The following is a 26,664-nucleotide window of genomic DNA, read 5'->3' on the forward strand; positions in this document are numbered from 1 at the left end:
TATGGGGCGTGAATGGCATCACGGTAAAAATCGGTAGTTTCATGATAATGAGCTGATTATTAATTAGCTTGTCAATATAGGGCGATAGACATGCGAATACCACTGCGGTTAGAAAGCCGGGATTATTTGCCATCGGAGCAGATGCCGGTGGCGGTAACCAACCGATACCCGCAGGAAGTTTTCGCAGAGCATACCCATCAATTCTGCGAAATTGTGATTGTCTGGCGGGGTAACGGGCTACATGTCCTAAATGACCATCCTTACCGCATTACTTGTGGCGACGTTTTTTATATTCAAGCCACAGATCATCATAGCTACGAATCCGTGCATGACTTGGTATTAGATAACATTATTTATTGCCCCGAACGATTACACCTAAATGCACAGTGGCATAAGTTATTACCTCTATTTGGGCATGAGCAGAATCAAGGATACTGGCGGTTAACCACGCAGGGCATGGCACAGGCTCGGCCGATTATTCATCAGTTGGCACAGGAGTCACGTAAGACAGATTCCTGGTCAATACAACTGACGGAGGTGCTATTATTGCAACTCGCCATCGTACTAAAACGCCATCGCTACCGAGCTGAACAGGCACATTTATTGCCTGATGGTGAACAGTTAGATCTCGTGATGTCTGCCGTACAGCAAAGCCTGGCAACGCATTTTGATATGGCGGAGTTCTGCCATAAGAATCAGTTAGTTGAGCGTTCTCTTAAACAACTGTTTCGCCAACAGACGGGCATGAGTATCAGCCATTATTTACGCCAAATTCGCCTTTGTCATGCCAAATGTTTGCTGCGGGGAAGTGAGCATCGCATCAGTGATATCGCTGCGCGTTGCGGGTTTGAGGACAGTAATTATTTCTCTGCCGTTTTTACGCGTGAAGCTGGGATGACACCCCGTGACTATCGCCAGCGCTTTGTTCGTACTCCATTATTATCGGCTAAAAACGGCAGCGAAAAAGAACAACAACATCAGGGTAGTACCACGCTTTAAATTTATAGCGTCAAATTGACGGGGACGTTTCTCAACATCACCCGCCAATGCAATTATCATCTTCAGTAAGCGTTATTATGCCGCCATACCCAAACCGACTATATTTGCTGCCAGAATGATCACCAGACAACCAATACACAGTACCGTCACGGGTTTCCTGCTTGAGCATTTCCACTCTTTGAGTAACAGACCCACAATACCGCCACACAACACATAGAAACTCATGTGTAACATCCAGCTCATATAGTCATACTGTGGTGGGATTTTGGCGTGACCCCAGGCATAGAAGAAGAATTGCAGATACCACATCAATCCCCCCAAGGCTGAGAACAGGATATTAGTGATCAACAGCGGCTTGGCGATAGAGAAATCGGCTTTGACCGACAAATTCTTGAGGCTGGCTAAACGAATAAAACAGTAACTCAGGTTGATGATGGCCCCACCGCCCATGATGATGACGTAACTTGGCAACGCCACATACAGAGGGTTAATTCCTAATGCGCTGGCGGCTTCATGCATCGGTTTCGCGGCATCCATGGCAAATGACATACCGGCTGAGAAAATACCGCACATTACGGCCAGAATAAGCCCTTTCTTCAGGTTGAACTCTTCCGCCTGAATGCCCATGGCGCGTTCTTTCAGTAATCCGGCATAACTGACAATAGCTACCCCGATCAGTGCCACGGCGACGCCCAGCAGGGTCATCCGGCCGCCAGCAGTGCCGAGTAACACATCAAAGCGCCCTTGCAGTATGGGGGTCATTAATGTGCCGATAATTAGAGTGATACCGATGGCAATCCCAATTCCCATCGACATGCCGAGGTAACGCATGGTCAGGCCGTAGTTGATATTACCAATCCCCCACATGGCACCGAACAGAAATACTGGCAGCAGGGTTGCTATACTGAAGGAGCCGTAATATTGCCAAAAGTCAGGCAATAACAAGTAGCTGACCGTCCACGGCAGGATAAGCCATGACACTAGGCCACCAATCGACCACATGGTCTCCCATGACCACTTTTTAACTTGCTTAAACGGCGCATAGAAACACGCCGCACTGGCAGCGCCCACCAGATGCCAAATTATCCCCAATATAATCGCATTGTTCATCTTATTATCCTTCGTTGTGATGGTGCGGGTAGGCGCAGAACCAGAAGGGCGCATAAACCGCTGATAACGAAGGAGTCTAAATAGTGTGCAGTCTTGTCACCTTCGGCTGACTGCCTTAGGACAAGGAATACTGGCAAAATTCAGTGGGTAAGAAGGATAACGATCACAGAATGGAATTCTGGTGGTTGGCGGCTTGTTTGGTGCAGAGAGTCACGGAGTATTCGGCTCATTTGATGAGCCGAATAGCGGCATTAATCGGCTCATCAAATGAGCCGATGTCATATTACTTGGTCATCTTCTTATACTTGATACGGTGTGGTTCCAGTGCTTCGGCACCCAGGGTGCGTTTCTTCCACTCTTCGTATTCAGTAAAGTTACCTTCGAAGAATGCCACTTTACCCTCATCCTGATAGTCGATGATATGGGTAGCAATTCGGTCAAGGAACCAACGGTCATGGGAAATAACCATCGCGCAACCTGGGAATTCCAGTAAGGCGTTTTCCAGCGCGCGCAGCGTTTCGATATCCAGGTCGTTAGTTGGTTCATCGAGCAGCAACATGTTACCGCCAACCTGTAGCAGTTTGGCCAAATGGATACGGCCGCGCTCACCACCAGACAGCTCACCCACACGCTTGCCCTGATCAATCCCTTTAAAGTTAAAGCGGCCTACGTAAGCACGGCTTGGAATTTCAAAGTTACCGATCTTCATGATGTCCTGACCGCCGGAAACTTCTTCCCATACGGTTTTGCTGTTGTCCATGTTGTCACGGAACTGATCAACCGATGCCAATTGCACGGTATCACCCAGTGAAATCGTGCCGGAATCAGGTTGTTCCTGCCCAGATAACATGCGGAACAGTGTTGATTTACCGGCACCATTCGGCCCGATGATCCCCACTATCGCCCCTTTCGGCAGCGCAAAGGTCAGATCATCAATCAGCAAGCGGTCACCGTAAGACTTGCTCAGGTGCTCAACTTCCAGCACTTTGTCGCCCAACCGTGGACCCGGTGGAATGAACAACTCACTGGTTTCGTTACGTTTTTGATACTCAACGCTGTTAAGTTCTTCAAAGCGGGCCAGACGTGCTTTACCTTTCGCCTGACGGCCTTTGGGATTCTGACGAACCCACTCCAGCTCTTTCTCAATAGACTTACGGCGTGCGGCTTCGGAAGAGGCTTCCAGTGCCAGACGAGCATCTTTCTGCTCCAGCCATGAGGAGTAATTGCCTTCCCACGGAATGCCTTCGCCACGGTCCAGTTCCAGAATCCAACCCGCCACATTATCAAGGAAGTAACGGTCATGGGTAATGGCGACAACAGTGCCCTCGTAGTCGTGCAAGAAGCGCTCCAGCCAAGCCACGGATTCGGCATCCAAGTGGTTAGTGGGTTCATCCAGCAACAACATGTCGGGTTTTTCCAGCAGCAGGCGGCAAATTGCCACACGGCGGCGTTCACCACCGGATAGATTGGCAATTTTGGCATCCCACGGCGGCAGGCGCAGAGCATCGGCAGCACGTTCTAACTGGTTATCCAGATTATGGCCATCATGGGACTGGATAATCGCTTCCAGCTCGCCTTGTTCCTTCGCCAGCTTATCAAAGTCAGCATCAGGATCGGCATACAGCGCATAAACCTCATCCAGACGGGTCAGCGCGCGTTTAACTTCACCCACGGCCTCTTCAACCGATTCACGCACGGTTTGCTCAAGATTTAGCTTAGGCTCCTGCGGCAGGTAACCAATTTTGATACCAGGCTGCGGGCGGGCTTCGCCTTCAATATCAGTATCAATACCCGCCATGATACGCAGTAAGGTAGATTTACCCGAACCGTTAAGGCCCAGCACACCAATTTTGGCTCCAGGGAAGAAACTCAGGGAGATGTTTTTCAGAATATGACGTTTCGGCGGAACGACTTTGCCGACACGATGCATAGAATAGACGTATTGAGCCACGTTGCTCTAACCCTCGCTATAACTGGTTTTCATGATATCCCACTCTTGGAGTGAGGCATGTATGGGGCATTAGTGCCAAGAAGTGCCCCATTTGCATTGCAATAAATGAGGGATTCACCTCGGTGGATAACGACCAACACGCATAAGAAGGCGCGATTGGTATGTATTTCGATATCGCAGTTTAGCCCGTTTCACGATGCGATCCCAGCTATCACCCAGTGCTGTTGGTGTAAAATGTTAATCAGCTCCCTTTCCTTTAGCGTTTATCTGGGGGCATAGATAAAAGGGCTGAGGTTTGTCCGGGCCTTACTGAGTCGTCTTATCAAGACTTTTGCTTTGCTGGAGTGGTGGAAGGTGTGGGGATAGCTCTGAAAATAAGCTCATCTCTAGTCTTTCGCGGCGCGGGTATATCTTCCGGTGTTTATCTATTGATAGCCAGGGGTTAGTCGTTAAAACAATGAAATACTACCTATCGTTGATAAGGCGATATATGGCATAGCATAGACCCAAGCAAGAATCGAAGATAAAAATATGATAGCGACAGTTAGTAATATATCAATAATCACTTTATCTCCTTAATTAATAATATTTTATTATGTATTTTTTATCATTTTAATGGTCGCGTATACACTCAGTTATCAGGAATGTGACCGCAGTTTATCAAGATGGGTTCGTATTATTTTATAACGAGTTTACATTTAAAATACATAAATAATTTTTATGTTTATTTGACTTGTATCCCATTACTATTAATTATTGGTAGTGACAGTTTGCGTTATGACGAGATGACTTCTACGTTTAGATAGGTTTAGGTGTTCAAATAGTCAATTGTAAATATAAGGGATTTATATGATTAAGAAATTATTAGCGGTATCAGTATTATCTCTGGGCTTGACTTCATTTGCTGGTATTGCTGCTGATGCGGCAATGACTCATACCGACGCGGCAGTTCAGCATGAGAAAGCTGCTGAGCATCATAAGAAAGCTGCTAAGCATCATAAAGAAGGGAAGACAGAGGAAGCGAAGAAAGAAGCGGGTATGGCTCATGAGACTTCTACAAAAGCTCATGAAAAAACGACTGAAGCTGCCGCTGAAAGCACTAAACAGTAATTGGTAGTAGGCGACTCAGGTCGCCTTTTTCTTTAAGGTCGAAACCTATCATCAGCACACCCCAAAACCTCCTGCAAAATCCCTGCTACGCTTTGTTTATTGGCGGCTACTGCGAATCAATTTTTGACCGATTTGTTATTTGTTTGCCACCTGGTTGCACCACCAATGAGCTTGGGATGCACCGAGGCAGCAGAACAAAAAAAGCGTTACGGAGCGGTCACTATCATAGATACCCGGCGGTTTTCAGCTCGCCCTTTAGGGGTATGGTTATCGGCGACGGGCTCTAACTTACCACGGCCTCGAACATCAATATTGGCTCGTGGAATACCGATGGCTGCCAGTGCATCTGCTACCGCAGAGGCTCGTTCCAGCGACAACTGTTGGTTATAACCGTCTTCACCGATGGAATCAGTATGCCCATCAACCCGCATATGATGAATGCCCACATTCGCCAGTGCACGGCCAATTTTTTGTACCCTCTGCACGCCTGACGGATTCAATTTTCTCACGTCACTGTCGAATAACACTTTGTTTGCCAGACCAAATTCCCAGCCATTATCAGTTAATTTAAACCCTTGCTCCTGTAATGCCGCTATCTGCTCCGGCGTTAATCCTGGTGGTTTAGCTGCCTGACACCCCGCCAATATCAATAAACTCATGGCGAAAAAACTGATCCAGATATGGCTTATCAAACTGTTTTTTTTCAATCCCTGCATGTCACCTATCCTAAGCTTTCAGTGAGAGTAATATCCGATTGATGAGTAATAACGCCACCGGACGGGAAACTTTTCTTCGCTTGATACATGGCTTCGTCGGCCCGTTGTAATAGGTCTTCGGGGGTCTGCGCATGATCAGGGTAAATTGCAATACCGATGCTAATAGAGGCGGTTATCTCACTACCATCAACAAGATCAATAGGTTGATTCATACTGTCGATGATTTTATTGGCGATGGTAAGAACATCATCGGTATTGTGGATCGGTGCCAGTAAGACTGCAAACTCATCACCGCCCAAACGTGCCACTAAATCGGTTTCACGTAACAGTGAGCGGATACGATCGGCAATCGCGGTCAGCACCAAATCGCCAGCAGCATGGCCGTAGTTATCATTGATTTCTTTGAAGTGATCACCATCAATAAATAATACGGCCAGTTGTTCATCAGCAGCGCAATCACTCAGCGTACGGCTTAGTCGACCCTCAAAGAAAGCACGATTAGCTAATCCAGTCAGGCTGTCATGGGCAGCGCGGTGTGCAAGGAAGTCATTTTCCTGTGTTAAATGGTCTTGCCAAACCTCCAGTTCTTCCAACAATCCATTGAAGTCATTGCTTAACTCGTTGAGTTCGGCAATTTTCGCTGACGGCACACGCTGACCAAAGCTGCGATGGCGGCTAACATTGTGAGCAACTTCGGTGATTTTGTTCAACGACTCAATAATGCCAAAAAGCATTCTGCGAGACAAGAATAGCGCCACTATCGTGCTGAGGATTAAGCAGATAAATAAGCCCGCCAACCCTTGCAACAGAAAACGCAACAGGTTACCGCCATGGCCGAAAATCACGATGCTGCCGACTTTTTTACCGGAATGCTCTATTGGGAGTACCACCGGTTCAGGCAGTGCCCAACGGGCGATTTTTTGTTCCATATCAAACATTGGACCATCGTTGGGTAATGTCCAATTAGCCACTTCTCGGCCATCCACATCGAGAATTTTAGCTTGGGCAACTTCTTCATTTTTCGCAATCAAGGACAGCGCTTCGTTGGCAACCACGCTATCACCAAACACCACGGCGGCTTCGGTGGTGTAACTGATTGAGCGAGCAACTAAATGTAGGTTATGGTCGGCATATACCCGTAAGGCAAACAGTGCTGCCAGTGTTAGAAAAATACCTGCCGTCGCGACCGACACTAATGCTACCGTGATATGTATACGGCCCAGGACTCGGCCCAGCGTGGGGAGCTTCGCAGTGTTTGGGCGATTCTTTGTCTGTTTGACTGACTTATTCTGTGTTGAATTCATAATGCATCTGTCTTTTTACGGGCAAGTTGCAACACATTGGGATGAACCCTTATCCCGCTGCGCGCTAATGCATCCATATTGACCTTGAAAGAAGCCTGCTTATCTTCCAGTAACAAACAAAATGCACTGCCAAACGTACATTCGTCATAATCTTCACTGATGGTAAGAATGGGGTATCCCGACAGTCGGGTTGTCAGTTCCTGGCGCAGTTGTGGCTCGGTACGCCCCAGATAAACGACATCGCAATGGGTTGCAATTGAGGTATCCGAGAGGGAATAACGCTGAGTTTTAATGGGATGTGCGGTTTCCATAAATGCCGGGTTAAATAGCGCTTCCGCATAGTTTGTCGGGGCTACCACACACAAACGAGTTACGACGGGGGCCACGGGCCAGCGAGCATAGCTGATAATGCCTAGCACCATTTTGGTGACGGCATCACTGCGTTCATGGATAAGGGCTTCATTTAGGGTATTTCCCGCCTTTGATGGCAAGGGGGTAAATAAACTTGAGAGAAGTAATAAAATAGAGGCACAAGGCCGCCAGAGATGCCGCAGTGTCATCAGTTTTAGCGGATAAAAGCGCTCATAAATACTGACGCCGTTAATTGCGCAAGTTGCAGTGTTCATTTTTGCGCTTCCTGTAGGGCGGCATAATTCACATGTTCATTGCAGCGATCGCATAATAAATCGCCGCTGTTCTATTATAAGATTTAATTGATGCAATAATAGTCATGATATCGGCAATATGCGATTTATCTTAAATCATATTTCTAAGTGATAAAAAAGCCCGGCTGATTAGCCAGGCTTTGGGTGTTGCGATGTCTGGATATCAGACAGGATTCGATCCGCGCTTAAAGCGACCGATAACCCACTTTTCGATTTCTACTATTAAGAAGATGGCGATAGAAACCAACAATGTTAAGCCCCAGTAATAGGCAGGCAAGGGTTCGGTACCAAACGCGGTATTCATAAATGGCAGGTAGATGATGGCTAACTGCAACACGATCAGTACACCTGATACTAACCACAGCCCTTTGTTAACAAAGACTTCTTTGTTCAGAGGGAAACGGTCAGTCACTCGGCAGTTAAACATATAAATCCACTGCGCGGTAACCAAGGTTTGCATCAACACGGTGCGGATAAATTCAGTGCTGTAACCGCGTGGCTCCATATAGGCTTCCAAGGCAAAAGCACTTAAAGCAATCAACGTACCGACAAACGCGATGCGCCAGATGGCATGGCCGTCTAACACATGTTTTGATGGGTCACGCGGATTGCGGCGCATAATGCCTCTTTCTGCCGGTTCAAATGCCAAACCGAAAGAGAGCGTGGTGGAGGTAGCCATGTTTATCCAGAGGATTTGCAGTGGCGTTAAGGGAATAACTGCACCGGCGAGGATGGCAAAGATAATAAGCAACCCTTGCGCCAGGTTGGTGGGCAATACAAACAGAATGGTTTTCTTCAGGTTATCGTAGACACGACGGCCTTCTTCAACCGCACTGGCAATGGTCGCGAAGTTATCGTCTGACAGCACCATATCGGCAGCTTCTTTTGTCACCTCGGTGCCCTTGATACCCATGGCGATACCTACATCGGCCTGTTTCAGTGCTGGCGCATCATTCACACCATCACCGGTCATACCGACAATTTCGCCTTTCTCTTGTAACGCTTTAACCAAACGCAGTTTATGTTCCGGGCTGGTACGGGCGAAAATATCATAATGAACGGCCGCCTGTGCCAGTTCGTTATCGTCCATATGCTCCAACTGACCACCGGTAATAGAATCTTTACCATTACCAATTCCCAGCATGGCACCAATCGCCATCGCGGTTTCCTGATGGTCGCCGGTGATCATTTTCACGCGAATACCGGCCTGCTGGCAGGTTGCTATTGCATCGATGGCTTCAGGACGTGGTGGGTCCATCATGCCAGCGATACCCACAAACACCATGCCTTGCTGGATATCACTGTGGTCCAACTCGCTGACCGGTTGTTCTGTTGGGCGGAAGGCTGCGGCTACCATGCGTAGACCTTGCTTGGCATAACGTGCCATCTCGGCTTCCCAGTAATCGCGGCGGAATGGCGCAACACCCTGATCCGTCAGTTCTTGCTGGCAGAATGTAAACAACACATCAGGTGCGCCAGTCAGGAAGATACTATGTTCTGCTTGAACCTGATGGCTGGTAGCCATGTATTTATAGGCAGAATCAAAAGGTATTTTACCGTGCTGAGTCACCTGACCCAGCTCAATACCGGATTTAGCGGCTAACACTTTCAGCGCGCCTTCTGTCGGGCCGCCGGTAATGGCCCAATGACCTTGCTCGTTCTTCTGAATTTGGCTGTCATTACACAAATTCACCGCAGTGATAAATGTCTTTAACGTGCCGTTGGTATCGAGTGAGGCTTGCTGGTCACTCCCTTCTGGATAGATGTTACCAACCGGTTCGTAGCTTTCGCCTTCTACGCGATAGCAATGGTCTGCCAGAATGACCGCTTTAACGGTCATTTCGTTCATCGTCAGTGTGCCGGTTTTATCGGAACAGACGACAGTCATGGCACCTAAGGTTTCTACCGTTGGCAGTTTGCGGATAATCGCGCGGTTGCGCGCCATCGCTTGCACACCCAGGGAGAGGATGATGGAAATAATCGCCGGTAAGCCTTCTGGAACCGATGCCACCGCCAGACTGATTAATGCCAGTAACAGTTCATTGACCGGCAGGTCGCGCAGGATAAAGGCGAAGACAAACAAGAAGGCCATCATGACCAGGATCAGGATGAAGATGGCTTTACCTAAACGATCCATTTGTTGCAGCAGCGGGGTACGGGTTGATTCAACCGCCGACATCATTTGGTTAATATGGCCCAGTTCGGTATCACCGCCACTGGCAATCACCAAGCCTTTTGCGGTACCGGCACTGATGGTCGTTCCTGAGAACAGCAAGTTTTTGCGATCACCAATCACCGACTCGTTCTCAATCACGCCGATTTGCTTCTCGACCACCGTTGACTCACCGGTCAGGATAGCTTCTTCAATCTGAAGATTGTGGGCTTCCAGCAAGCGCAGATCTGCCGGGATTTTATCCCCTGGTTTCAAGGTGACGATATCACCGGGGACCAGATTTTGTGCATCAATGACCTGAGCGCTACCACCACGAGTGACCACCGCTTTACTGGAAAGCATATTCTGTATGCTTTTCAGCGACTTCTCGGCTTTATTTTCCTGCACATAACCAATTAAGGCATTAATAACTGCCACACAAAGGATAATAATAGTGTCAACTGAATGACCCATCAGGCCTTTGACCAACGCTGCGGCTAATAAAATGTAAATCAGAACATCATTAAAGTGGGCTAAAAACTGTAGCAGGGGATGTTTTCTTTTTTTAGCAGGTAGTGAATTGGGGCCGTATTGTTTAAGGCGTTCCTCCGCCTCTTGTGGTGTTAACCCTTCTTCGCGGCTATTTAAATGCTGCAAAGACTCTTCCGCAGTAAGTTGATACCAAGCCTTACCCTCTGGGGGCGGGGAGGCGGATTTATGGTCTGATGAGTTTTGCATTGAAAGAACCTTCTTAAAAATTAATAAATCTAAAATCTATCTATCCGTTTCATCGTGGGACGGGGCAGAGAAAATTGTCTTCATTTCTTCCGTGAAGAGGCGTTGTGAATCTAGCCTGTTCCTTAATTGTTTGATTTTGATTAAAAAGCAAAAAAATACGTTGAAAGATATATTTACAACAACCTAGTTATATTAAGCAAGGATAGTAGGTTTTCATCAAGATAGTGCTTTGATCTGAGATAATAAACATGAAACATTTAGCAACATATGGTTGGTAACCTTGTGAATAGTAAGTAATTACAGGTTGAACTATCCTGCCGGTTATTTTTTTGCTGATGTTGAATGTTTCACTGATATTGAGTGATAACACATAATGATGAATCTTCATTTCATATTGGCCCGTGTTATTGCTGGCTATCAGGTAAAGCTCTTCGCTAGTATGTTCTGCTGCCGGAACTAATTAGGCATATGCTAATCAGAGGTTGCGGTAAGTGACATAATGATGTGGCGATAAGTAAAGTGCAGTAGCCAACAACCAGTGAGGAAACAGTAAGTATGGACAAGTGGCGATATCTGGCGATTGGCGTGTGTCTGGTGACGACTTCAGGAGCGGCATTCGCTGACTCTATTGATGCCCAACGGCAACGCTATCAGCAAGTTAAACTGGCCTGGGACAGCAATCAGATGGACACAGTGATACAACTGATGCCCACGTTGCGCGATTATCCCCTGTACCCGTATCTGGAGTACCGCCAGTTAACGCAAGACCTGAGCCAGGTGAGCGCGGCGCAAGTGAACGATTTCCTTAGCCGTAATCCAACCTTGCCGCCAGCACGTTCGCTGCCATCTCGTTTTGTTAATGAATTAGCCCGCCGGGAAGATTGGCGTGGGTTATTGGCATTCAGCCCGACAGCACCGAAGCCGGTTGCTGCCCGTTGCAACTATTACTATGCCAAATGGGCTACTGGCGAACAGCAGGTAGCCTGGGATGGCGCGAGTGAAATTTGGCTAAACGGCCAGACACTTCCAGGCAGTTGCACTAAATTATTCAGTGTCTGGCAACAAGCTGGGCATCAAACCCCTCTGGCAACGCTGGCACGGATGAAGTTGGCCTTGAAAGAAGGCAATGCCAGTTTAGTGAGTTATTTACTCAAACAACTGCCAGCGGATTATCAGACCATGGGTACGGCACTGGCGAAACTGCAAAGTGACCCGGCCAGTGTTGAAAACTTCGCCCGTACTGTCGGGCCGACCGATTTTACCCGCTCTGCTACCACCATTGCTTTTACCCGCCTGGCGCGCCAGGACGTAGAAAATGCACGTGCAATGATTCCAACCCTTGCACGGTTACAAAAAATGAGTGACAGCGAAAAACTGGAGCTGGAAGAGGCGGTTGCCTGGCGTTTGATGGGGACAGATGCGACTTATGATCAGGCCAAATGGCGAGATCAAGTCACTCTGCGTAGTCATTCAACTTCCTTGCTGGAGCGCCGTATTCGTATGTCTCTGGGCAGCGGCGATCGTCAAGGGGTAGCGACCTGGTTGGCTCGCTTGCCGGCCGATGCGCAAGATAAGGATGAATGGCGCTATTGGCGTGCATCGCTATTATTGGAGCAAGGTAAAAAAACTGAGGGTGAAGCTATCCTGCGTAGCCTGATGCAGGAACGTGGCTTTTACCCCATGGTTGCGGCCCAAAAGTTGGGGGTTCCATATCCCATTAATGTTGAGGTAGCGACCAAACCGGATGCATCGTTGGCACAGCGGCCGGAAATTATCCGGGTGCGTGAGTTGATGTACTGGAATATGGATAATTTGGCCCGTAACGAGTGGAGCTATCTGGTTGCCAGCCGCAGCAAGCCGGAACAGGAAGCACTGGCACGCTACGCGTTTAACCAGAAGTGGGCGGACTTAAGCGTACAGGCGACCATCGTTGCCAAATTGTGGGATCATCTGGAAGAACGCTTCCCGCTGGCATGGCCAAAGGAGTTCCGTCAGGCGACAGAAGGCAAAGGGATAACCCCAAGTTATGCTATGGCCATTGCCCGTCAGGAAAGTGCCTGGAACCCGAAAGCACAGTCACCAGTAGGGGCTGCAGGGTTAATGCAGGTGATGCCGCGAACCGCTGAACACACAGTAAAACTCAATAATATCAGTGGGTATGTCAATAGCAGCCAATTGCTGGATCCGCTCACAAACATTGAGATCGGTACCAGTTATCTGGAAGAGGTCTACCAACAGTTCGGGCGCAACCGTATCTTATCCAGCGCCGCCTATAACGCCGGTCCATCGCGAGTGAATACCTGGCTAGGTAACAGTGGCGGGCAAGTGGATGCAGTAGCCTTTATCGAGAGCATTCCATTCTCTGAAACCCGTGGCTACGTGAAGAATGTGTTGGCATACGATGCCTTTTATCGGCACTTTATGAATCGCCCAGCGAAGGTGTTGAGTGATGCCGAGTGGCAGCGGCGTTACTGATCCTCTTCGTCCTTGACGCTGTGGCTGTGTTAGCGGCGCTCGCGCACCCGAATCACTTACTTGTGTAAGCTCATCGGGGTTTGCTCGCTTGCTGCCTTGCCACAACGCCAATGACTTTGAGGATATTCCCGTTCTGGGCGGCGCTCGCGCACCCGAATCACTTACTGGAGTAAGCTCATCGGGGTTTGCTCGCTTGCTGCCTTGCCGCAACACCAATGACTTTGAGGATACTCCCGTTCTGGGCGGTGTTAGCGGCGCTTACTACCTTGGCGTTGCAGGCTGTTTACTGGCAGCAACGCAACGCCAAGTCCTTTGGCTATATCTGACGTTATGGTATGCTCTCGTACTAGTTAAATAGTACCTTGGGTATCTATCATGACAAAATTACGATTGACCGATGACCTGTCGGCTGACGAAAAAAACATGCCTAATATCCACAACTCGGTAAATACATCTTCCGCGCCAGATCCGGCGTTATCCCCTGAAGATAATCAGCACTGGCTGAGCTTTGTTGGGCTGTTGGAAAACGCTATTGCGCAAGACCTGCATTTGCCCTTGCTGCAATTGCTGCTAACACCGGACGAACGCACGGCTCTGGGGACTCGGGTACGTATTATCGAGGAGTTAATGCGTGGGGAATTAAGTCAGCGTGAACTGAGAAATCAGTTAGGTGCCGGTATCGCGACCATCACTCGTGGTTCTAATAGTTTGAAAATGGCCCCACCACAGCTCAAAAGCTGGCTTGAGGCCCAATTGCTGACAAACAAAAAATAACCCGTCATCTTTCAAATTGCAGGTGTGTTGGCCGCCTTCCTGCACGTTGAAATCTATAGGGTATTGCTTGCTGGGCGCTGATATATTTCGTTGTGAAATGGTACTAGCGCTAACAGCAGTGCCTGGTGATAAACACTGCTACGAGTCAATTTACCGTCGGTAAAAATGCCGATGGCACCACCCTGATGCTTAACATTCGCAATGCCAGTTAAAACTGCCATTTCGTCGCCTAGCTCACGGCCTTGGCGAATCCCATGCAATATAATATCGGGCAGCATTAAGCTGGCAGAACGGGATTCTCCCCGTAACTGTAAGTGTTCAATTACCATCCAGGCAAAGGTCATATTATCTTCAATACCGGCTTCAACCCCAACCCAAAAATCAGCCTCAGGGCGAATCTTACGTGCGTTGCTTACCCGCTGCCTGGCACCTGTGCGTGTCTCAATACTGCCGATGGGTTGCAGGGGAACACCGCTATCGACATTAACGCCTTCAATACGATAGTGACCGGGGCCATAAACATCATCGAACGCGAGCGTGATAGCCTTAATCTTTGCAGGGTTGGTAGTTGCGGCAACAACATGGTACATAATGAGTCTGGTATCCTATTCCCTTGGTACTTGAAGTCGCTGTCTACCGGCTGCTCCAACGTCTTTGGGGTTATCTAAAGTAATAGTTTTTGTGCCTATTTTACGCAGTATAACGGAAAAACGACATGTTACAGGTATATCTCGTGCGTCACGGTGAAACCCTCTGGAACGCCTCACGCCGCATTCAGGGCCAATCAGACAGTCCTCTGACCGACATCGGTATCCGTCAGGCCAATTTGGTCGCGCAACGGGTTAGCAATCAGGGCATCACCCATATTATTACCAGCGACCTTGGTCGCACTCAGCAGACAGCTAAAATTATTGCTGATGCTTGTGGGCTAACCATGGTGACAGACGCACGCCTGCGTGAGCTGAATATGGGCGTGTTGGAAGCGCGCCCCATTGAGAGCTTATCGGTGGAAGAAGAACAATGGCGTAAGCAGATGGTTAATGGTACCGAGGGCGGGCGTATTCCTGAAGGTGAGTCGATGACTGAACTGGGTAGCCGTATGCATGCGGCGCTGAATAGCTGTCTGAAGTTGCCAGCCGGCAGCAAGCCGCTGTTAGTTAGCCATGGTATGGCGCTGGGATGTTTGTTGAGTACATTACTGGGTTTGCCTGCGCATGCTGAACGGCGTTTGCGTTTGCGCAACTGTTCGCTATCACGAGTTGATTATCAAGAAAGCCCTTGGCTGGCCTCTGGGTGGGTTATTGAAAGTGCTGGCGATACCGCTCACTTGGATATGCCAGCACTTGATGAGCTACAGCGTTAACAACGGATAGGAATGAGATATTCACATTTCAGCGAGGTTGGAGGCCCGTCTTTCGGCCTCCCCTGCGGGAAGAAGCGCTCTATATCGTATCCTTGGCGGCGAGTTAGCTCTAATTGCGGCAGACAGGTGCCATAGAGTGTCAGGATGAAGTTTTGCAATCCCTCCAGCGGCCCCTCATAGTTGAACTGCACGTACTCACCACCCTGCAAGATAACCGGTTGCCCTTCTGGCACATTACCCGGAACATGCTGCGGCTCAATGGCCGTGGTATAGAAAATCTCTTGCTCGTCATCCTTCTCCTGATTAGGGCGAGAGTGATGTAAGCCATAGAGTACCGGCGGCAGGTGATCGGCATCACCGAGATATTGTTGCCAAAAATGCAAACGCAATTCAGTACGGTGAGTTGTTATCTGCTCAAGCGTACAAGAGTAGCTTTGTGTCACGCCAATCAGGTGCTGTTCAGGCAAGGTGATGAATTCAGGTTGAGGTAACGTATATGTCCCCAGCCGAATCGGTGGACAAATCCCTGCCGAGTGCCAATCTTCTGCCCGACGGTACAGCGCCGGCGTTTGCGCAAATTGTTTTTTAAACGCCCGGGTAAAGGTTTGCTGCGAATCAAAGCGATATTGCAGGGCGATGTCCAGAATGGGGCGACTGGTTAATCGTAACGCTACAGCGGCTTTAGATAACCTTCTGGCACGGATATAAGCACCGATAGCATTTCCGGTGACATCCTTGAACATTCGCTGCAAATGCCATTTAGAATAGCCAGCTTTGGCAGCAACATTGTCCAGTGCTAAAGGCTGGTCTAAATGACTTTCTAGCCAGCTAAGCAAATCACGAATGATACTGGCTTGATCCATAGATCTTCCTCGTAAAGCGGCTTAAATTTAGGGTATTAGTCATATGAAAAGAATAGCTCTGGCGAATAGTAGCAACTTTTTATGTTCCCGACTGCTTAAGAATTTCATGGCATAGTGTGTTAAAAAAGAGCCTAAGATTTATAAAATAGCTTTTTATCGGGTATTTTATTTTTAGTACAAATAGTTAACGTTGAATAACGTTATTCAACGGAATGGAGTAAGTGTATGAAAAAGAAGTGGATATTTATTGGTTGTCTACTTTCGTTTGGGGCAATAACTGCTCATGCAGAGGAAATTGGCTCAGTCGATACGGTCTTTAAACTACTGGGGCCAGATCATAAAATCGTGGTTGAAGCCTTCGATGACCCTGATGTTAAAAATGTAACTTGTTATATCAGCCGTGCTAAAACCGGGGGTATCAAAGGTGGATTGGGGTTGGCGGAAGATACTTCTGATGCCGCGATTTCCTGCCAACAAGTGGGGCCGATTGAGCTAAGCGATAAAATTAAGAATAAAAAATCTGAAGGTTCAGTGGTTTTTCAGAAGCGGACTTCATTGGTGTTTAAAAAGCTACAGGTGGTGCGTTTCTACGATCAAAAGCGTAATGCCTTAATCTATCTGACCTATTCCGATAGAGTCGTCGATGGTTCGCCGAAAAATGCGATCAGCGCCGTTCCGATTATGCCGTGGTAACTATTTGATAGATATAAAAAAGCCAGCATAGAAATGCTGGCTTTTTACTGTAGAGAGCAGGCAGAGGTTTACTCTTCCAAGTCACCACAGAAACGGTAACCTTCACCATGGATTGTGGCGATGATTTCTGGTGTGTCCGGCGTGGATTCAAAATGTTTACGAATGCGGCGGATAGTCACATCAACGGTACGGTCATGAGGCTTCAGCTCACGGCCTGTCATTTTCTTCAACAATTCGCCACGGGATTGAATCTTGCCTGGGTTTTCACAGAAGTGCAGCATGGCGCGGAATTCACTACGTGGCAGCTTATAATGCTCGCCAGCAGGGCTTATCAGTGAGCGGCTATTGATATCCAGCTCCCAGCCATTAAATTTATAGCTCTCAACCAAGCGGCGCTCTTCACCCACGCTACCCAAATTCATGGTGCGTGACAGTAAGTTACGTGCCCGAATGGTTAATTCACGCGGGTTGAAAGGTTTGGTGATGTAATCATCTGCGCCAATTTCCAAGCCAAGGATCTTATCTACTTCGTTATCACGACCTGTCAGGAACATTAGGGCAACACTTGCTTGTTCACGAAGTTCTCGTGCTAGCAGCAGGCCATTCTTGCCCGGCAGATTGATGTCCATGATAACTAAGTTGATATCATTCTCAGACAGAATGTGGTGCATTTCTGCGCCATCATTGGCCTCATGAACTACATAGCCTTCCGCCTCGAAAATGCTCTTCAGGGTGTTACGAGTAACTATCTCGTCTTCTACGATCAGAATGTGCGGGGTCTGCATGTTTGCTACCTAAAATTGCCAACAAAATAGAAATAGGAAGTACAGAAGTCTTTGTTATACTAGGATTTTTATTGACTTATTACTCGTCATCCCGTTCATCACATGACTAAAGTACGTAAACGCGTTCTTGATGCACTTTCCATCAACGTCAACAACATCATTAGCTTGGTCGGGGTGGTACTCCCTACAGCCCCAAAGGTGACAAAAGCGGCGCATATCCTAACCCTATTAACAGCAATATAACAGTGTGAGCCGAATCTACCACCCAACAAAACTACGCTTTGTTGACATATATCAAATTCAATTGTAGCACGTTAACACTTTTGTGAAAAAGACTTACAAGAATACCAGCTTAAGCGAAAGTTGGTTAAATTATGTGATCGATTCAGTGTTATTAATATTAAAAATTGAATGTCAAACGTAACAAAAAAAAGATTTTTCTAATCTATTGATTTTTATTGTTTAAAATCAATATTCTTCCGCCATTACAGTCAGTGGATGGTTTTTCTTGTCAGCGGCGTATTTTGGCTAAAAGCATAAGAGGAATTATCGTCAATGTTAGTCAAATGTAAAGAAATGGGGGAAACTTTTCATATTTGTTGTTTTTTACCTCATTTGGGCGAATCAATGACCCTTCATTTGCGATTTAGTGTCTTCAAGCGGATTTCATTATCGAGATCCAAACAATTACCTGCTGGTGGCTTTTCAGTCATTTAGCTAAAAAAAACCTTAAAGTAGATAGTATTGATTAAAGCGAATATCCCAGATTTATTATCTGGTTTCTTGCGTGAATTTTTATTGGTATCTGCTGATAACCCCCATTGAATGAGTAGATTACCCATTGTCGGTAGGCGTGTTTTTTTAGGCCGTTGGATGAAAAAATTTGACTTGAGGAGGCGATTGCTTTAACCAATAGAGGGACAGCTTCATTATTTATGAGACAGACAGACAACATGCGATACATCAGCCTGAATACAACAATTATTACCACCACCGAAACCACAGGTTACGGGGCGGGCTGACGCGTACAGGAAACAACAGAAAAAAGCCCGCACCTAGACAGTGCGGGCTTTTTTTTTCAATCAAATCTTTGCAAAAAAGTTTGCGATAAAAAAGCGCGAAAGCGGGAGAGAACCAGAAATGCGAGTGCTGAAATTTGGCGGGACATCAGTAGCGAATGCAGAACGCTTTATGCGTGTTGCCGATATCATCGAAAGTAATGCACGTCAGGGACAAGTGGCTACAGTGTTATCCGCTCCCGCTAAAATTACCAATCATCTGGTTGCGATGATCGACAAAATGGTCGCCGGGCAAGACATCTCGCCAAATATCAGCGATGCGGAGCGGATTTTTTCCGACCTGTTGCGCGGTTTGGCTGATACTCAGCCGGGGTTTGACTATGAGCGCTTGAAAGCACTGGTGGCACATGAGTTTGCGCAACTCAAACATGTCCTGCATGGCATCTCATTGCTCGGCCAGTGCCCGGATAGCATCAACGCGTCAATCATTTGCCGTGGCGAAAAACTCTCCATCGCCATCATGGAAGCGCTATTCCAGGCGAAAGGTTATCAGGTTACTGTGATTAATCCGGTCGAGAAGTTGCTGGCTCAAGGCCATTACCTCGAATCCACTGTAGATATCACGGAATCTACTCGCCGTATCGGATCGAGCAGCATTCCGGCCAACCACATCATCCTGATGGCCGGTTTCACTGCCGGTAACGATAAAGGTGAGTTAGTGGTACTGGGGCGTAATGGCTCCGACTATTCAGCCGCAGTGCTGGCTGCTTGTTTACGCGCGGATTGTTGTGAGATCTGGACGGATGTTGATGGGGTTTATACTTGTGACCCGCGTACTGTACCTGATGCCCGTTTACTGAAATCGATGTCATATCAGGAGGCGATGGAGCTTTCCTATTTTGGCGCTTCCGTCCTTCACCCCCGCACTATCGCCCCCATTGCCCAGTTCCAGATCCCTTGCCTGATTAAAAATACCTCTAATCCACAGGCACCGGGCACCCTGATTGGCGGGGAAAGCAGTGATGATGGCTTCCCGGTCAAAGGTATCACCAACCTGAATAACATGGCGATGATTAACGTCTCAGGGCCGGGGATGAAAGGCATGGTCGGTATGGCTGCCCGTGTTTTTGCTGTGATGTCACGCAGCGGCATTTCAGTGGTACTTATCACCCAGTCTTCTTCTGAATACAGCATTAGCTTCTGTGTGCCGCAAGGGGAGCTAGACCGCGCTCGTAGAGCATTGGAAGATGAGTTCTATCTGGAATTGAAAGATGGCCTTCTGGAACCACTCGATGTGATGGAGCATCTGGCGATTATCTCCGTGGTGGGTGATGGTATGCGCACATTGCGTGGCATCTCCGCTCGCTTCTTCTCGGCGTTGGCGCGTGCCAATATTAATATCATTGCGATTGCGCAAGGCTCATCTGAGCGCTCTATTTCGGTGGTGGTGAGTAATGATGCGGTTACCACCGGTGTGCGTGTCTGCCATCAGATGCTGTTTAACACTGACCAAGTGATTGAAGTGTTTGTGATAGGCGTCGGCGGTGTCGGCGGGGCACTAATCGAACAAATCTACCGCCAGCAACCGTGGTTGAAACAGCGCCATATCGATCTGCGTGTGTGCGGTATCGCTAATTCCAAAGCCATGCTGACCAATGTCCATGGCATTGCGTTGGATAACTGGCGTCATGAACTGGCGGAAGTGAAAGAGCCATTTAACTTAAGCCGCCTGATTCGTTTGGTAAAAGAGTATCACTTACTTAATCCGGTGATTGTCGATTGTACTTCCAGTCAGGCTGTTGCCGATCAATATGCTGATTTCCTGGCTGATGGTTTCCATGTTGTGACACCAAACAAGAAAGCCAACACCTCATCGATGAATTACTATCGTCAGATGCGTACAGCAGCGGCGAAATCTTGTCGCAAATTCCTGTATGACACCAACGTGGGGGCGGGTTTACCGGTAATCGAAAACTTACAGAATTTGCTCAATGCCGGTGACGAATTGATGCGTTTCTCTGGCATCCTTTCGGGGTCGCTATCCTTTATCTTCGGCAAGCTGGATGAAGGCATGACATTGTCACAGGCAACCTTGCAAGCCAGGGAGATGGGATACACCGAACCTGACCCACGCGATGACCTCTCTGGCATGGATGTTGCGCGTAAATTGTTGATCTTGGCCCGTGAAGCAGGTTACAAACTTGAGTTGACGGATATTGAAGTTGAATCCGTTCTGCCAGCCAGTTTTGATGCTTCTGGTGATGTAGATACCTTCCTGGCGCGTTTGCCGTCACTGGATGCCGAGTTTACCCGTTTGGTGGCAGATGCGGCGGAGCAGGGCAAAGTGCTGCGTTATGTTGGGGTTATCGAAGAAGGGCGTTGTATCGTCAGAATGGATGCTGTTGACGGTAACGACCCGCTGTATAAAGTTAAAAATGGTGAGAATGCCTTGGCCTTCTATACCCATTATTATCAACCTATTCCGTTGGTGCTGCGCGGATACGGTGCGGGTAATGACGTGACTGCTGCCGGGGTATTCGCCGATCTTTTACGCACATTATCATGGAAGTTGGGAGTTTAAATATGGTTAAGATCTATGCTCCGGCATCGATTGGCAATGTCAGCGTTGGGTTTGATGTCTTGGGCGCAGCGGTTTCGCCGGTAGATGGCACCTTGCTGGGCGATTGTGTCAGTGTGACGGCGGCTGACAGTTTCAGTCTGCGCAATGAAGGCCGCTTTGTCAGCAAACTGCCTGATGACCCGAAAGAGAATATTGTTTACCAATGCTGGGAGCGTTTTTGTCAGGAAATGGGCAAACAGATCCCGGTGGCAATGGTGTTGGAAAAGAACATGCCGATTGGTTCAGGGCTGGGTTCCAGCGCTTGTTCGGTGGTTGCTGGTCTGATGGCGATGAACGCGTTCTGCGGCAACCCACTGGATAAAGTCAGGCTGTTGGGCATGATGGGTGAGCTGGAAGGGCGTGTTTCTGGCAGTGTGCATTATGATAATGTTGCACCTTGTTACCTGGGTGGGATGCAGTTGATCCTCGAACAGGAAGGCTATGTTAGTCAGAACGTCCCCGGCTTTGATGACTGGCTGTGGGTGATGGCATATCCGGGCATTAAGGTCTCAACCGCCGAAGCGCGCGCCATTTTACCGGCGCAATATCGCCGTCAGGATTGTATCGCTCATGGGCGTAATTTGGCTGGATTCATCCACGCTTGCCACACTCAACAACCTAGTCTGGCCGCTCAGATGATGAAAGATGTCATCGCCGAGCCTTACCGCACCCAACTGTTGCCAGGCTTTGCCGCCGCCCGCCAAGCCGCACATGATATTGGTGCATTGGCTTGTGGTATTTCCGGTTCTGGCCCGACGCTGTTTGCCGTCTGCAATGACCATGAAACCGCGCAGCGCATGGCAGGCTGGCTACAAAAGAATTACCTGCAAAACGACGAAGGTTTTGTTCATATTTGCCGTCTGGATACCGCAGGCGCACGACTACTGGGATAACACATGAAACTGTATAACCTTAAAGATCACAACGAGCAGGTCAGCTTCGCGCAAGCGATCAAACAAGGCCTGGGTAAGCATCAGGGGTTGTTCTTCCCACTGGAATTACCAGAATTTGAACTGACAGAGATTGATAGACTGCTGGATCTGGATTTTGTGACGCGCAGTAGCCGTATCCTGTCTGCTTTTATTGGCAGTGAAATTGCCCCTGAAACTTTAACCAAACGCGTTCAGGCGGCATTTGAGTTCCCGGCACCCGTGGCTCAGGTTGAGAATGATATCGCGGCACTGGAGCTGTTCCACGGCCCGACACTCGCGTTTAAAGATTTCGGCGCGCGTTTTATGGCGCAAATGTTAGCTGAAGTGGCGGGTGATCAGCCGGTGACAATCTTAACGGCGACTTCCGGTGACACAGGGGCGGCGGTGGCTCATGCATTCTATGGTCTGAAAAACGTGCGTGTGGTTATCCTCTACCCACGAGGCAAAATCAGTCCATTGCAGGAAAAACTGTTCTGCACGTTAGGGGGTAATATCCACACCGTGGCAATTGAGGGCGATTTTGATGCCTGCCAGGCCTTGGTGAAACAGGCCTTTGATGATGAAGAGCTGAAGCAGGAACTGAGCCTTAACTCCGCCAACTCGATCAACATTAGCCGTTTATTGGCACAAATCTGCTATTACTTTGAAGCGGTAGCCCAGTTGCCACAAGAAGCACGTAATCAACTGGTTATCTCGGTACCCAGTGGTAACTTTGGTGATTTGACCGCCGGGCTGTTAGCGAAGTCATTAGGTTTGCCGGTTAAGCGCTTTATTGCCGCCACCAACGCCAACGACACTGTGCCGCGCTTCTTGGTTAACGGCCAGTGGCAGCCAAAACCTACTGTTGCGACACTCTCGAATGCAATGGATGTCAGCCAGCCGAACAACTGGCCACGCGTTGAAGAGTTATATCGCCGTAAAATCTGGCAGTTGAAGGATTTAGGCCACGGTGCGGTGAGTGATGAGGTGACCAAAGAGACCATGCGTGAGCTGGCGGAGCTGGGTTATATTTCTGAACCTCATGCGGCGATTGCGTATCGTGTCTTGCGTGATCAGTTGCAGGACGGCGAGTTTGGGTTGTTCATCGGTACCGCTCATCCGGCGAAATTCAAAGAGAGCGTAGAAGAGATCCTCGGCCAGGAACTCCCGTTGCCAAAACCACTGGCTGTTCGGGCGCAACTGCCATTGCTATCCCATGATTTACCAGCCGATTTTGCGCAATTGCGGACTTTCTTGATGGCTTTGCCAAAATAATTACCCGTCTTACTTGGTGTTGCAGCGTTGTTAGCCGCTCTCACTCACCCGAATCACTTACTTGAGTAAGCTCATCGGGATGTGCTCGTTTGCTGCCTAGCTGCAACACCAATTACTTAGGGTAATGCTTTTTCTACTTGACGTTGTTAAAACTGTTCAGCGCGCTTAAATACCAGTTCATTTTTCGCCGACAGCCCGGCATCAAACTCATAACCTTCCAGATTGAAATCAACCAGTTGTTCTGGTTTGGTTAACTTATTCTGGATGATAAAGCGGCTCATCAGGCCACGGGCTTTCTTGGCATAGAAACTGATGATTTTGTATTTGCCGTTCTTCTCATCCAAAAAGACCGGTTTAATCAGTGAGCCTGCCAGCTTGGCCGGTTTAACCGCTTTAAAATATTCATCAGAGGCCAGATTAATCAGCACATTATCACCTTGTTGCTCCAATGCCTGATTCAGTTTTTCAGTTATCTGGTCACCCCAAAACGAATAGAGATCTTTGCCGCGCGGATTAGCCAGCTTAATCCCCATTTCCAGACGGTAAGGTTGCATTAAATCCAGCGGGCGTAACAGGCCGTACAAGCCAGAAAGCATGCGCAAATGCTTTTGCGCAAAATCAAAATCGGCGGCGCTGAAATCCTGTGCTTGCATACCGGTATAGACATCACCTTTAAAAGCCAAAATCGCCTGACGTGCATTGTCTGGGGTAAAATCAGGCTGCCAGTCGCTAAAGCGGGCGGCATTTAAACCGGCCAACTTGTCGCTAATCCCCATCAGACTGCTGATTTGGGCTGGCGTCAGCTCACGACAAATCTCAATAAGTGCTTGTGACTTGTCCAACATTTCAGGCTGAGTAAACTTCTTGGTCGCTAATGGACTTTGATAATCAAGGGTTTTAGCCGGAGAGATAATAATAAGCATAACGACATCCTGTTAATACCCATCATACTTCAAGCGGCATGTGCGTTGGCTGCCACGCGAATTATTTAGGGTATATTTAAATAAGACACTGTAGCAAAAAGCAGAGGTCAGCAAAAAGAAGATTGGGCAATTGCTAAGATAGGTATCCCCATCATACCCAAAGTTGTAGGGTTGTCAGAGATGATAGCGCTAAGCTAAATCGTCTCAGCACGATAAGAATGGACGAAATTGCTATTAACCAACCGGTTTCTGGCTGTTTTGAACGGCGAAAACGGTTGCTAAGCGAAAAGCGTGGGTTTGCGCTTTTTTTAATCAGTTTAACTGCCTTGCACCAAGGCTTACGCATGTTATTATCAAGACAAGGCAGTGCGTCCAGATAGCCACTATTGCGAAATGGCTAACATTTCGAAAGAGCAGAAAGCAGCTTAAGAAAACAGATTCTTGAGAAAATGCGTTCTTTAGGAAATGAACAGTTTTGACATGCCAAAAGTTCATGCACAAACGACGAGAAACGACAACATGACCGATAAACTTACTTCCCTACGTCAAATTACCACTGTAGTAGCAGATACCGGGGATATCGCGGCAATGAAGCTGTACCAGCCGCAAGATGCAACCACTAACCCATCACTTATTCTGAATGCGGCTCAAATTCCTGAATATCGCAAACTGATCGATGAAGCCATTGCCTGGGCGCGCGAACAAAGCAGTGACCATGCTCAGCAGATTGTTGATGCCACTGACAAATTGGCTGTAAATATCGGTTTGGAAATTCTGAAACTGATCCCAGGGCGCATTTCTACCGAAGTTGATGCCCGTCTTTCCTATGACACCGTTGCCAGCGTGGCAAAAGCCAAGCGCCTGATTAAACTGTATAACGAAGCAGGCATCAGCAATGATCGTATTCTGATCAAATTGGCCTCGACCTGGCAGGGTATCCGCGCTGCGGAACAACTGGAAAAAGAAGGCATTAACTGTAACCTGACTCTGTTGTTCTCCTTCGCTCAGGCGCGTGCTTGTGCTGAAGCGGGTGTGTTCCTGATTTCACCGTTTGTTGGCCGTATTCTTGACTGGTACAAAGCCAATGGCGATAAAAAAGAGTTCGCGCCACACGAAGACCCAGGTGTTGTTTCAGTTACCGAGATTTACCAGTATTACAAAAAACACGGTTATAGCACCGTAGTGATGGGCGCAAGTTTCCGTAATCTGGGCGAAATCATTGAGCTGGCCGGTTGTGATCGCCTGACTATCGCACCTTCTCTGCTGAAAGAACTGGCAGAAAGCGAAGGCCCAATCGAGCGTAAACTCGCTTATACCGGTGAAGTTCAGGCGAAGCCTGCGCCACTGACCGAAGCTGAGTTCTACTGGCAGCACAATCAGGATCCTATGGCTATCGATAAACTGGCCGACGGTATCCGTAAGTTTGCTATCGACCAAGGCAAACTTGAGAAAATGATCTCTGACCTGCTGTAATTCGAGTTGTGTGTCAGATAAAAGGTGGCGTAAGCCGCCTTTTTTATTGCCCGTTAACCAGACAGGTTTGCGCGCCTGCCCCACGCTAATTACGTTGGATATGCTATTATTCGCCCTGGATAACAGGCATTTCGTCGAGGTAGTCGTATGAATACATTACGTATAGGTTTAGTCTCCGTCTCTGATCGGGCGTCGAGTGGGGTATATCAAGACAAAGGCATTCCGGCACTGGAAGAGTGGCTGGCAAGTGCGTTAACCACCCCTTTTGAAATAGAAACTCGCCTTATCCCCGATGAGCAAACTCTGATTGAGCAGACATTGTGTGAGTTAGTCGATGAAATGGGCTGCCACTTGGTGCTGACCACTGGCGGTACCGGCCCGGCAAGACGTGATGTTACCCCTGATGCCACGCTGGCAATCGCGGATCGGCAGATGCCTGGTTTTGGCGAACAAATGCGCCAAATTAGCTTACATTTCGTTCCCACTGCTATTTTATCCCGTCAGGTAGGGGTTATCCGTAAGCAAGCATTGATTATCAACTTACCGGGGCAACCTAAATCTATCAAAGAAACCCTTGAAGGGGTTAAAGATGCTGAATCAAAAGTGGTCGTCGCCGGTATCTTTGCCAGTGTGCCTTATTGCATTCAACTACTGGATGGGCCTTATATAGAGACCAATGCTGAAGTGGTAGCGGCTTTTCGCCCGAAGAATGCCATTATCGATATAAAAAACTAAATTAAAATTT

General features: G+C 48.1%; 23 protein-coding genes, 1 pseudogene and 1 other annotated feature. Of the genes and pseudogenes, 13 read left to right on the plus strand and 11 right to left on the minus strand.

Translation table 11 applies throughout. The features are described from left to right. Positions 1-90 precede the first annotated feature (90 nt). Positions 91-999, plus strand: a complete 909-nt coding sequence (gene rhaR / locus A6J67_RS06840; RefSeq protein ID WP_032907797.1) for an HTH-type transcriptional activator RhaR — start codon at positions 91-93, stop codon at positions 997-999. 75 nt (positions 1,000-1,074) lie between these two features. On the opposite strand, the gene rhaT is transcribed toward rhaR, so the two are convergent. The 3 genes and pseudogenes from rhaT to A6J67_RS23640 form a co-directional block, all read right to left on the minus strand. Continuing rightward, complete coding sequence (gene rhaT / locus A6J67_RS06845; RefSeq protein WP_032907799.1) at positions 1,075-2,109, minus strand: L-rhamnose/proton symporter RhaT; 1,035 nt, start codon at positions 2,107-2,109, stop codon at positions 1,075-1,077. A gap of 283 nt (positions 2,110-2,392) precedes the next feature. Next, a complete protein-coding gene (gene ettA / locus A6J67_RS06850) occupies positions 2,393-4,060 on the minus strand; it encodes an energy-dependent translational throttle protein EttA (protein ID WP_032907800.1) in 1,668 nt (555 codons plus the stop codon). 67 nt (positions 4,061-4,127) lie between these two features. Continuing rightward, a pseudogene (locus A6J67_RS23640) lies at positions 4,128-4,282 on the minus strand (integrase); the annotation flags it as partial. A 627-nt stretch (positions 4,283-4,909) separates the two neighbouring features. On the opposite strand from A6J67_RS23640, the gene A6J67_RS06855 reads away from it, so the two are divergent. Continuing rightward, the gene (locus tag A6J67_RS06855) at positions 4,910-5,170 is read left to right on the plus strand and encodes a hypothetical protein (protein WP_050072503.1); all 261 of its coding nucleotides are present in this window, start codon (positions 4,910-4,912) and stop codon (positions 5,168-5,170) included. A 206-nt stretch (positions 5,171-5,376) separates the two neighbouring features. On the opposite strand, the gene A6J67_RS06860 is transcribed toward A6J67_RS06855, so the two are convergent. The 4 genes from A6J67_RS06860 to A6J67_RS06875 all read right to left on the minus strand — a co-directional run bounded on the left by A6J67_RS06860 (position 5,377) and on the right by A6J67_RS06875 (position 10,745). Then, entirely contained in the window at positions 5,377-5,886 is a 510-nt protein-coding gene (locus A6J67_RS06860; RefSeq protein ID WP_042568592.1) for an OmpA family protein, read from the minus strand. Between the two features lie 5 nt (positions 5,887-5,891). Further along, positions 5,892-7,190 carry a diguanylate cyclase domain-containing protein gene (locus A6J67_RS06865; RefSeq protein WP_042568591.1) on the minus strand — a complete coding sequence of 433 codons (1,299 nt, stop codon included), beginning with the start codon at positions 7,188-7,190 and terminating at the stop codon, positions 5,892-5,894. After that, positions 7,187-7,816, minus strand: coding sequence for a YfiR family protein (locus A6J67_RS06870; protein WP_005191861.1), 630 nt, complete (start codon positions 7,814-7,816; stop codon positions 7,187-7,189). The genes A6J67_RS06865 and A6J67_RS06870 overlap by 4 nt, the downstream gene beginning before the upstream one ends. Before the next feature lie 202 nt (positions 7,817-8,018). Further along, a complete protein-coding gene (locus A6J67_RS06875) occupies positions 8,019-10,745 on the minus strand; it encodes a cation-transporting P-type ATPase (RefSeq protein WP_050296823.1) in 2,727 nt (908 codons plus the stop codon). A 555-nt stretch (positions 10,746-11,300) separates the two neighbouring features. On the opposite strand from A6J67_RS06875, the gene sltY reads away from it, so the two are divergent. Beyond that, positions 11,301-13,220 carry a murein transglycosylase gene (gene sltY / locus A6J67_RS06880; RefSeq protein ID WP_042568589.1) on the plus strand — a complete coding sequence of 640 codons (1,920 nt, stop codon included), beginning with the start codon at positions 11,301-11,303 and terminating at the stop codon, positions 13,218-13,220. A 375-nt stretch (positions 13,221-13,595) separates the two neighbouring features. Further along, on the plus strand, positions 13,596-13,994 hold the full coding sequence (gene trpR / locus A6J67_RS06885; protein WP_005192419.1) for a trp operon repressor: 399 nt from the start codon (positions 13,596-13,598) through the stop codon (positions 13,992-13,994). Positions 13,995-14,047: 53 nt separating this feature from the next. Here trpR and yjjX read toward each other — a convergent pair whose 3' ends face one another. After that, positions 14,048-14,584 carry an inosine/xanthosine triphosphatase gene (yjjX, locus tag A6J67_RS06890; RefSeq protein WP_005192421.1) on the minus strand — a complete coding sequence of 179 codons (537 nt, stop codon included), beginning with the start codon at positions 14,582-14,584 and terminating at the stop codon, positions 14,048-14,050. 125 nt (positions 14,585-14,709) lie between these two features. Here yjjX and gpmB point away from each other — a divergent pair, with 125 nt between their 5' ends. Further along, entirely contained in the window at positions 14,710-15,357 is a 648-nt protein-coding gene (gene gpmB / locus A6J67_RS06895) for a 2,3-diphosphoglycerate-dependent phosphoglycerate mutase GpmB (protein ID WP_032907906.1), read from the plus strand. On the opposite strand, the gene robA is transcribed toward gpmB, so the two are convergent. Continuing rightward, a complete protein-coding gene (gene robA / locus A6J67_RS06900) occupies positions 15,354-16,220 on the minus strand; it encodes an MDR efflux pump AcrAB transcriptional activator RobA (protein ID WP_032907907.1) in 867 nt (288 codons plus the stop codon). The genes gpmB and robA overlap by 4 nt on opposite strands. 225 nt (positions 16,221-16,445) lie before the next feature. Between robA and creA the strand changes: the two genes are divergently transcribed. Next, positions 16,446-16,913 carry a protein CreA gene (creA, locus tag A6J67_RS06905; RefSeq protein ID WP_042568588.1) on the plus strand — a complete coding sequence of 156 codons (468 nt, stop codon included), beginning with the start codon at positions 16,446-16,448 and terminating at the stop codon, positions 16,911-16,913. A gap of 68 nt (positions 16,914-16,981) precedes the next feature. Here creA and arcA read toward each other — a convergent pair whose 3' ends face one another. After that, entirely contained in the window at positions 16,982-17,698 is a 717-nt protein-coding gene (gene arcA, locus A6J67_RS06910) for a two-component system response regulator ArcA (protein ID WP_004706052.1), read from the minus strand. Positions 17,699-17,800: 102 nt separating this feature from the next. On the opposite strand from arcA, the gene A6J67_RS23645 reads away from it, so the two are divergent. The 5 genes from A6J67_RS23645 to thrC all read left to right on the plus strand — a co-directional run bounded on the left by A6J67_RS23645 (position 17,801) and on the right by thrC (position 23,523). After that, on the plus strand, positions 17,801-17,941 hold the full coding sequence (locus tag A6J67_RS23645) for a hypothetical protein (RefSeq protein ID WP_032907909.1): 141 nt from the start codon (positions 17,801-17,803) through the stop codon (positions 17,939-17,941). Positions 17,942-18,651: 710 nt separating this feature from the next. Continuing rightward, on the plus strand, positions 18,652-18,720 hold the full coding sequence (gene thrL, locus A6J67_RS06915; RefSeq protein WP_002231504.1) for a thr operon leader peptide: 69 nt from the start codon (positions 18,652-18,654) through the stop codon (positions 18,718-18,720). Continuing rightward, positions 18,659-18,777, plus strand: a sequence feature (Thr leader region). (Overlaps the previous gene by 62 nt.) Positions 18,778-18,838: 61 nt before the next feature. Beyond that, positions 18,839-21,298: a bifunctional aspartate kinase/homoserine dehydrogenase I gene (thrA, locus tag A6J67_RS06920; RefSeq protein WP_005192432.1), complete on the plus strand. Its 2,460-nt coding sequence runs from the start codon at positions 18,839-18,841 to the stop codon at positions 21,296-21,298. Between the two features lie 2 nt (positions 21,299-21,300). Further along, positions 21,301-22,230, plus strand: a complete 930-nt coding sequence (thrB, locus tag A6J67_RS06925) for a homoserine kinase (protein WP_005192434.1) — start codon at positions 21,301-21,303, stop codon at positions 22,228-22,230. A 3-nt stretch (positions 22,231-22,233) separates the two neighbouring features. Beyond that, positions 22,234-23,523 (plus strand): threonine synthase, encoded by a 1,290-nt coding sequence (gene thrC / locus A6J67_RS06930; protein ID WP_050089107.1) that lies wholly within the window; start codon positions 22,234-22,236, stop codon positions 23,521-23,523. Positions 23,524-23,669: 146 nt separating this feature from the next. On the opposite strand, the gene yaaA is transcribed toward thrC, so the two are convergent. After that, a complete protein-coding gene (gene yaaA, locus A6J67_RS06935; RefSeq protein ID WP_050296824.1) occupies positions 23,670-24,446 on the minus strand; it encodes a peroxide stress protein YaaA in 777 nt (258 codons plus the stop codon). 519 nt (positions 24,447-24,965) lie between these two features. Between yaaA and tal the strand changes: the two genes are divergently transcribed. Both tal and mog read left to right on the plus strand, forming a co-directional pair. Then, positions 24,966-25,919, plus strand: a complete 954-nt coding sequence (tal, locus tag A6J67_RS06940) for a transaldolase (RefSeq protein ID WP_005192439.1) — start codon at positions 24,966-24,968, stop codon at positions 25,917-25,919. A gap of 147 nt (positions 25,920-26,066) precedes the next feature. Further along, positions 26,067-26,654, plus strand: coding sequence for a molybdopterin adenylyltransferase (mog, locus tag A6J67_RS06945; RefSeq protein ID WP_005192441.1), 588 nt, complete (start codon positions 26,067-26,069; stop codon positions 26,652-26,654). Positions 26,655-26,664 lie beyond the last annotated feature (10 nt).

Origin of the sequence: Yersinia sp. FDAARGOS_228 (assembly GCF_002073315.2) — a bacterium.
GTDB classification, from domain to species: domain Bacteria; phylum Pseudomonadota; class Gammaproteobacteria; order Enterobacterales; family Enterobacteriaceae; genus Yersinia; species Yersinia intermedia.

Excerpts from the sequence above, each read along its gene's own strand:
- A6J67_RS06875 (WP_050296823.1), bottom strand. The coding sequence starts at position 10,745 with ATGCAAAACTCATCAGACCATAAATCCGCCTCCCCGCCCCCAGAGGGT.
- A6J67_RS06855 (WP_050072503.1), top strand. The coding sequence starts at position 4,910 with ATGATTAAGAAATTATTAGCGGTATCAGTATTATCTCTGGGCTTGACT.
- mog (WP_005192441.1), top strand. The coding sequence starts at position 26,067 with ATGAATACATTACGTATAGGTTTAGTCTCCGTCTCTGATCGGGCGTCG.
- creA (WP_042568588.1), top strand. The coding sequence starts at position 16,446 with ATGAAAAAGAAGTGGATATTTATTGGTTGTCTACTTTCGTTTGGGGCA.
- arcA (WP_004706052.1), bottom strand. The coding sequence starts at position 17,698 with ATGCAGACCCCGCACATTCTGATCGTAGAAGACGAGATAGTTACTCGT.
- thrC (WP_050089107.1), top strand. The coding sequence starts at position 22,234 with ATGAAACTGTATAACCTTAAAGATCACAACGAGCAGGTCAGCTTCGCG.
- tal (WP_005192439.1), top strand. The coding sequence starts at position 24,966 with ATGACCGATAAACTTACTTCCCTACGTCAAATTACCACTGTAGTAGCA.
- gpmB (WP_032907906.1), top strand. The coding sequence starts at position 14,710 with ATGTTACAGGTATATCTCGTGCGTCACGGTGAAACCCTCTGGAACGCC.
- thrB (WP_005192434.1), top strand. The coding sequence starts at position 21,301 with ATGGTTAAGATCTATGCTCCGGCATCGATTGGCAATGTCAGCGTTGGG.
- A6J67_RS23645 (WP_032907909.1), top strand. The coding sequence starts at position 17,801 with ATGACTAAAGTACGTAAACGCGTTCTTGATGCACTTTCCATCAACGTC.
- sltY (WP_042568589.1), top strand. The coding sequence starts at position 11,301 with ATGGACAAGTGGCGATATCTGGCGATTGGCGTGTGTCTGGTGACGACT.
- robA (WP_032907907.1), bottom strand. The coding sequence starts at position 16,220 with ATGGATCAAGCCAGTATCATTCGTGATTTGCTTAGCTGGCTAGAAAGT.
- A6J67_RS06860 (WP_042568592.1), bottom strand. The coding sequence starts at position 5,886 with ATGCAGGGATTGAAAAAAAACAGTTTGATAAGCCATATCTGGATCAGT.
- A6J67_RS06865 (WP_042568591.1), bottom strand. The coding sequence starts at position 7,190 with ATGAATTCAACACAGAATAAGTCAGTCAAACAGACAAAGAATCGCCCA.
- trpR (WP_005192419.1), top strand. The coding sequence starts at position 13,596 with ATGACAAAATTACGATTGACCGATGACCTGTCGGCTGACGAAAAAAAC.
- rhaR (WP_032907797.1), top strand. The coding sequence starts at position 91 with ATGCGAATACCACTGCGGTTAGAAAGCCGGGATTATTTGCCATCGGAG.
- thrA (WP_005192432.1), top strand. The coding sequence starts at position 18,839 with ATGCGAGTGCTGAAATTTGGCGGGACATCAGTAGCGAATGCAGAACGC.
- rhaT (WP_032907799.1), bottom strand. The coding sequence starts at position 2,109 with ATGAACAATGCGATTATATTGGGGATAATTTGGCATCTGGTGGGCGCT.
- A6J67_RS06870 (WP_005191861.1), bottom strand. The coding sequence starts at position 7,816 with ATGAACACTGCAACTTGCGCAATTAACGGCGTCAGTATTTATGAGCGC.
- yjjX (WP_005192421.1), bottom strand. The coding sequence starts at position 14,584 with ATGTACCATGTTGTTGCCGCAACTACCAACCCTGCAAAGATTAAGGCT.
- yaaA (WP_050296824.1), bottom strand. The coding sequence starts at position 24,446 with ATGCTTATTATTATCTCTCCGGCTAAAACCCTTGATTATCAAAGTCCA.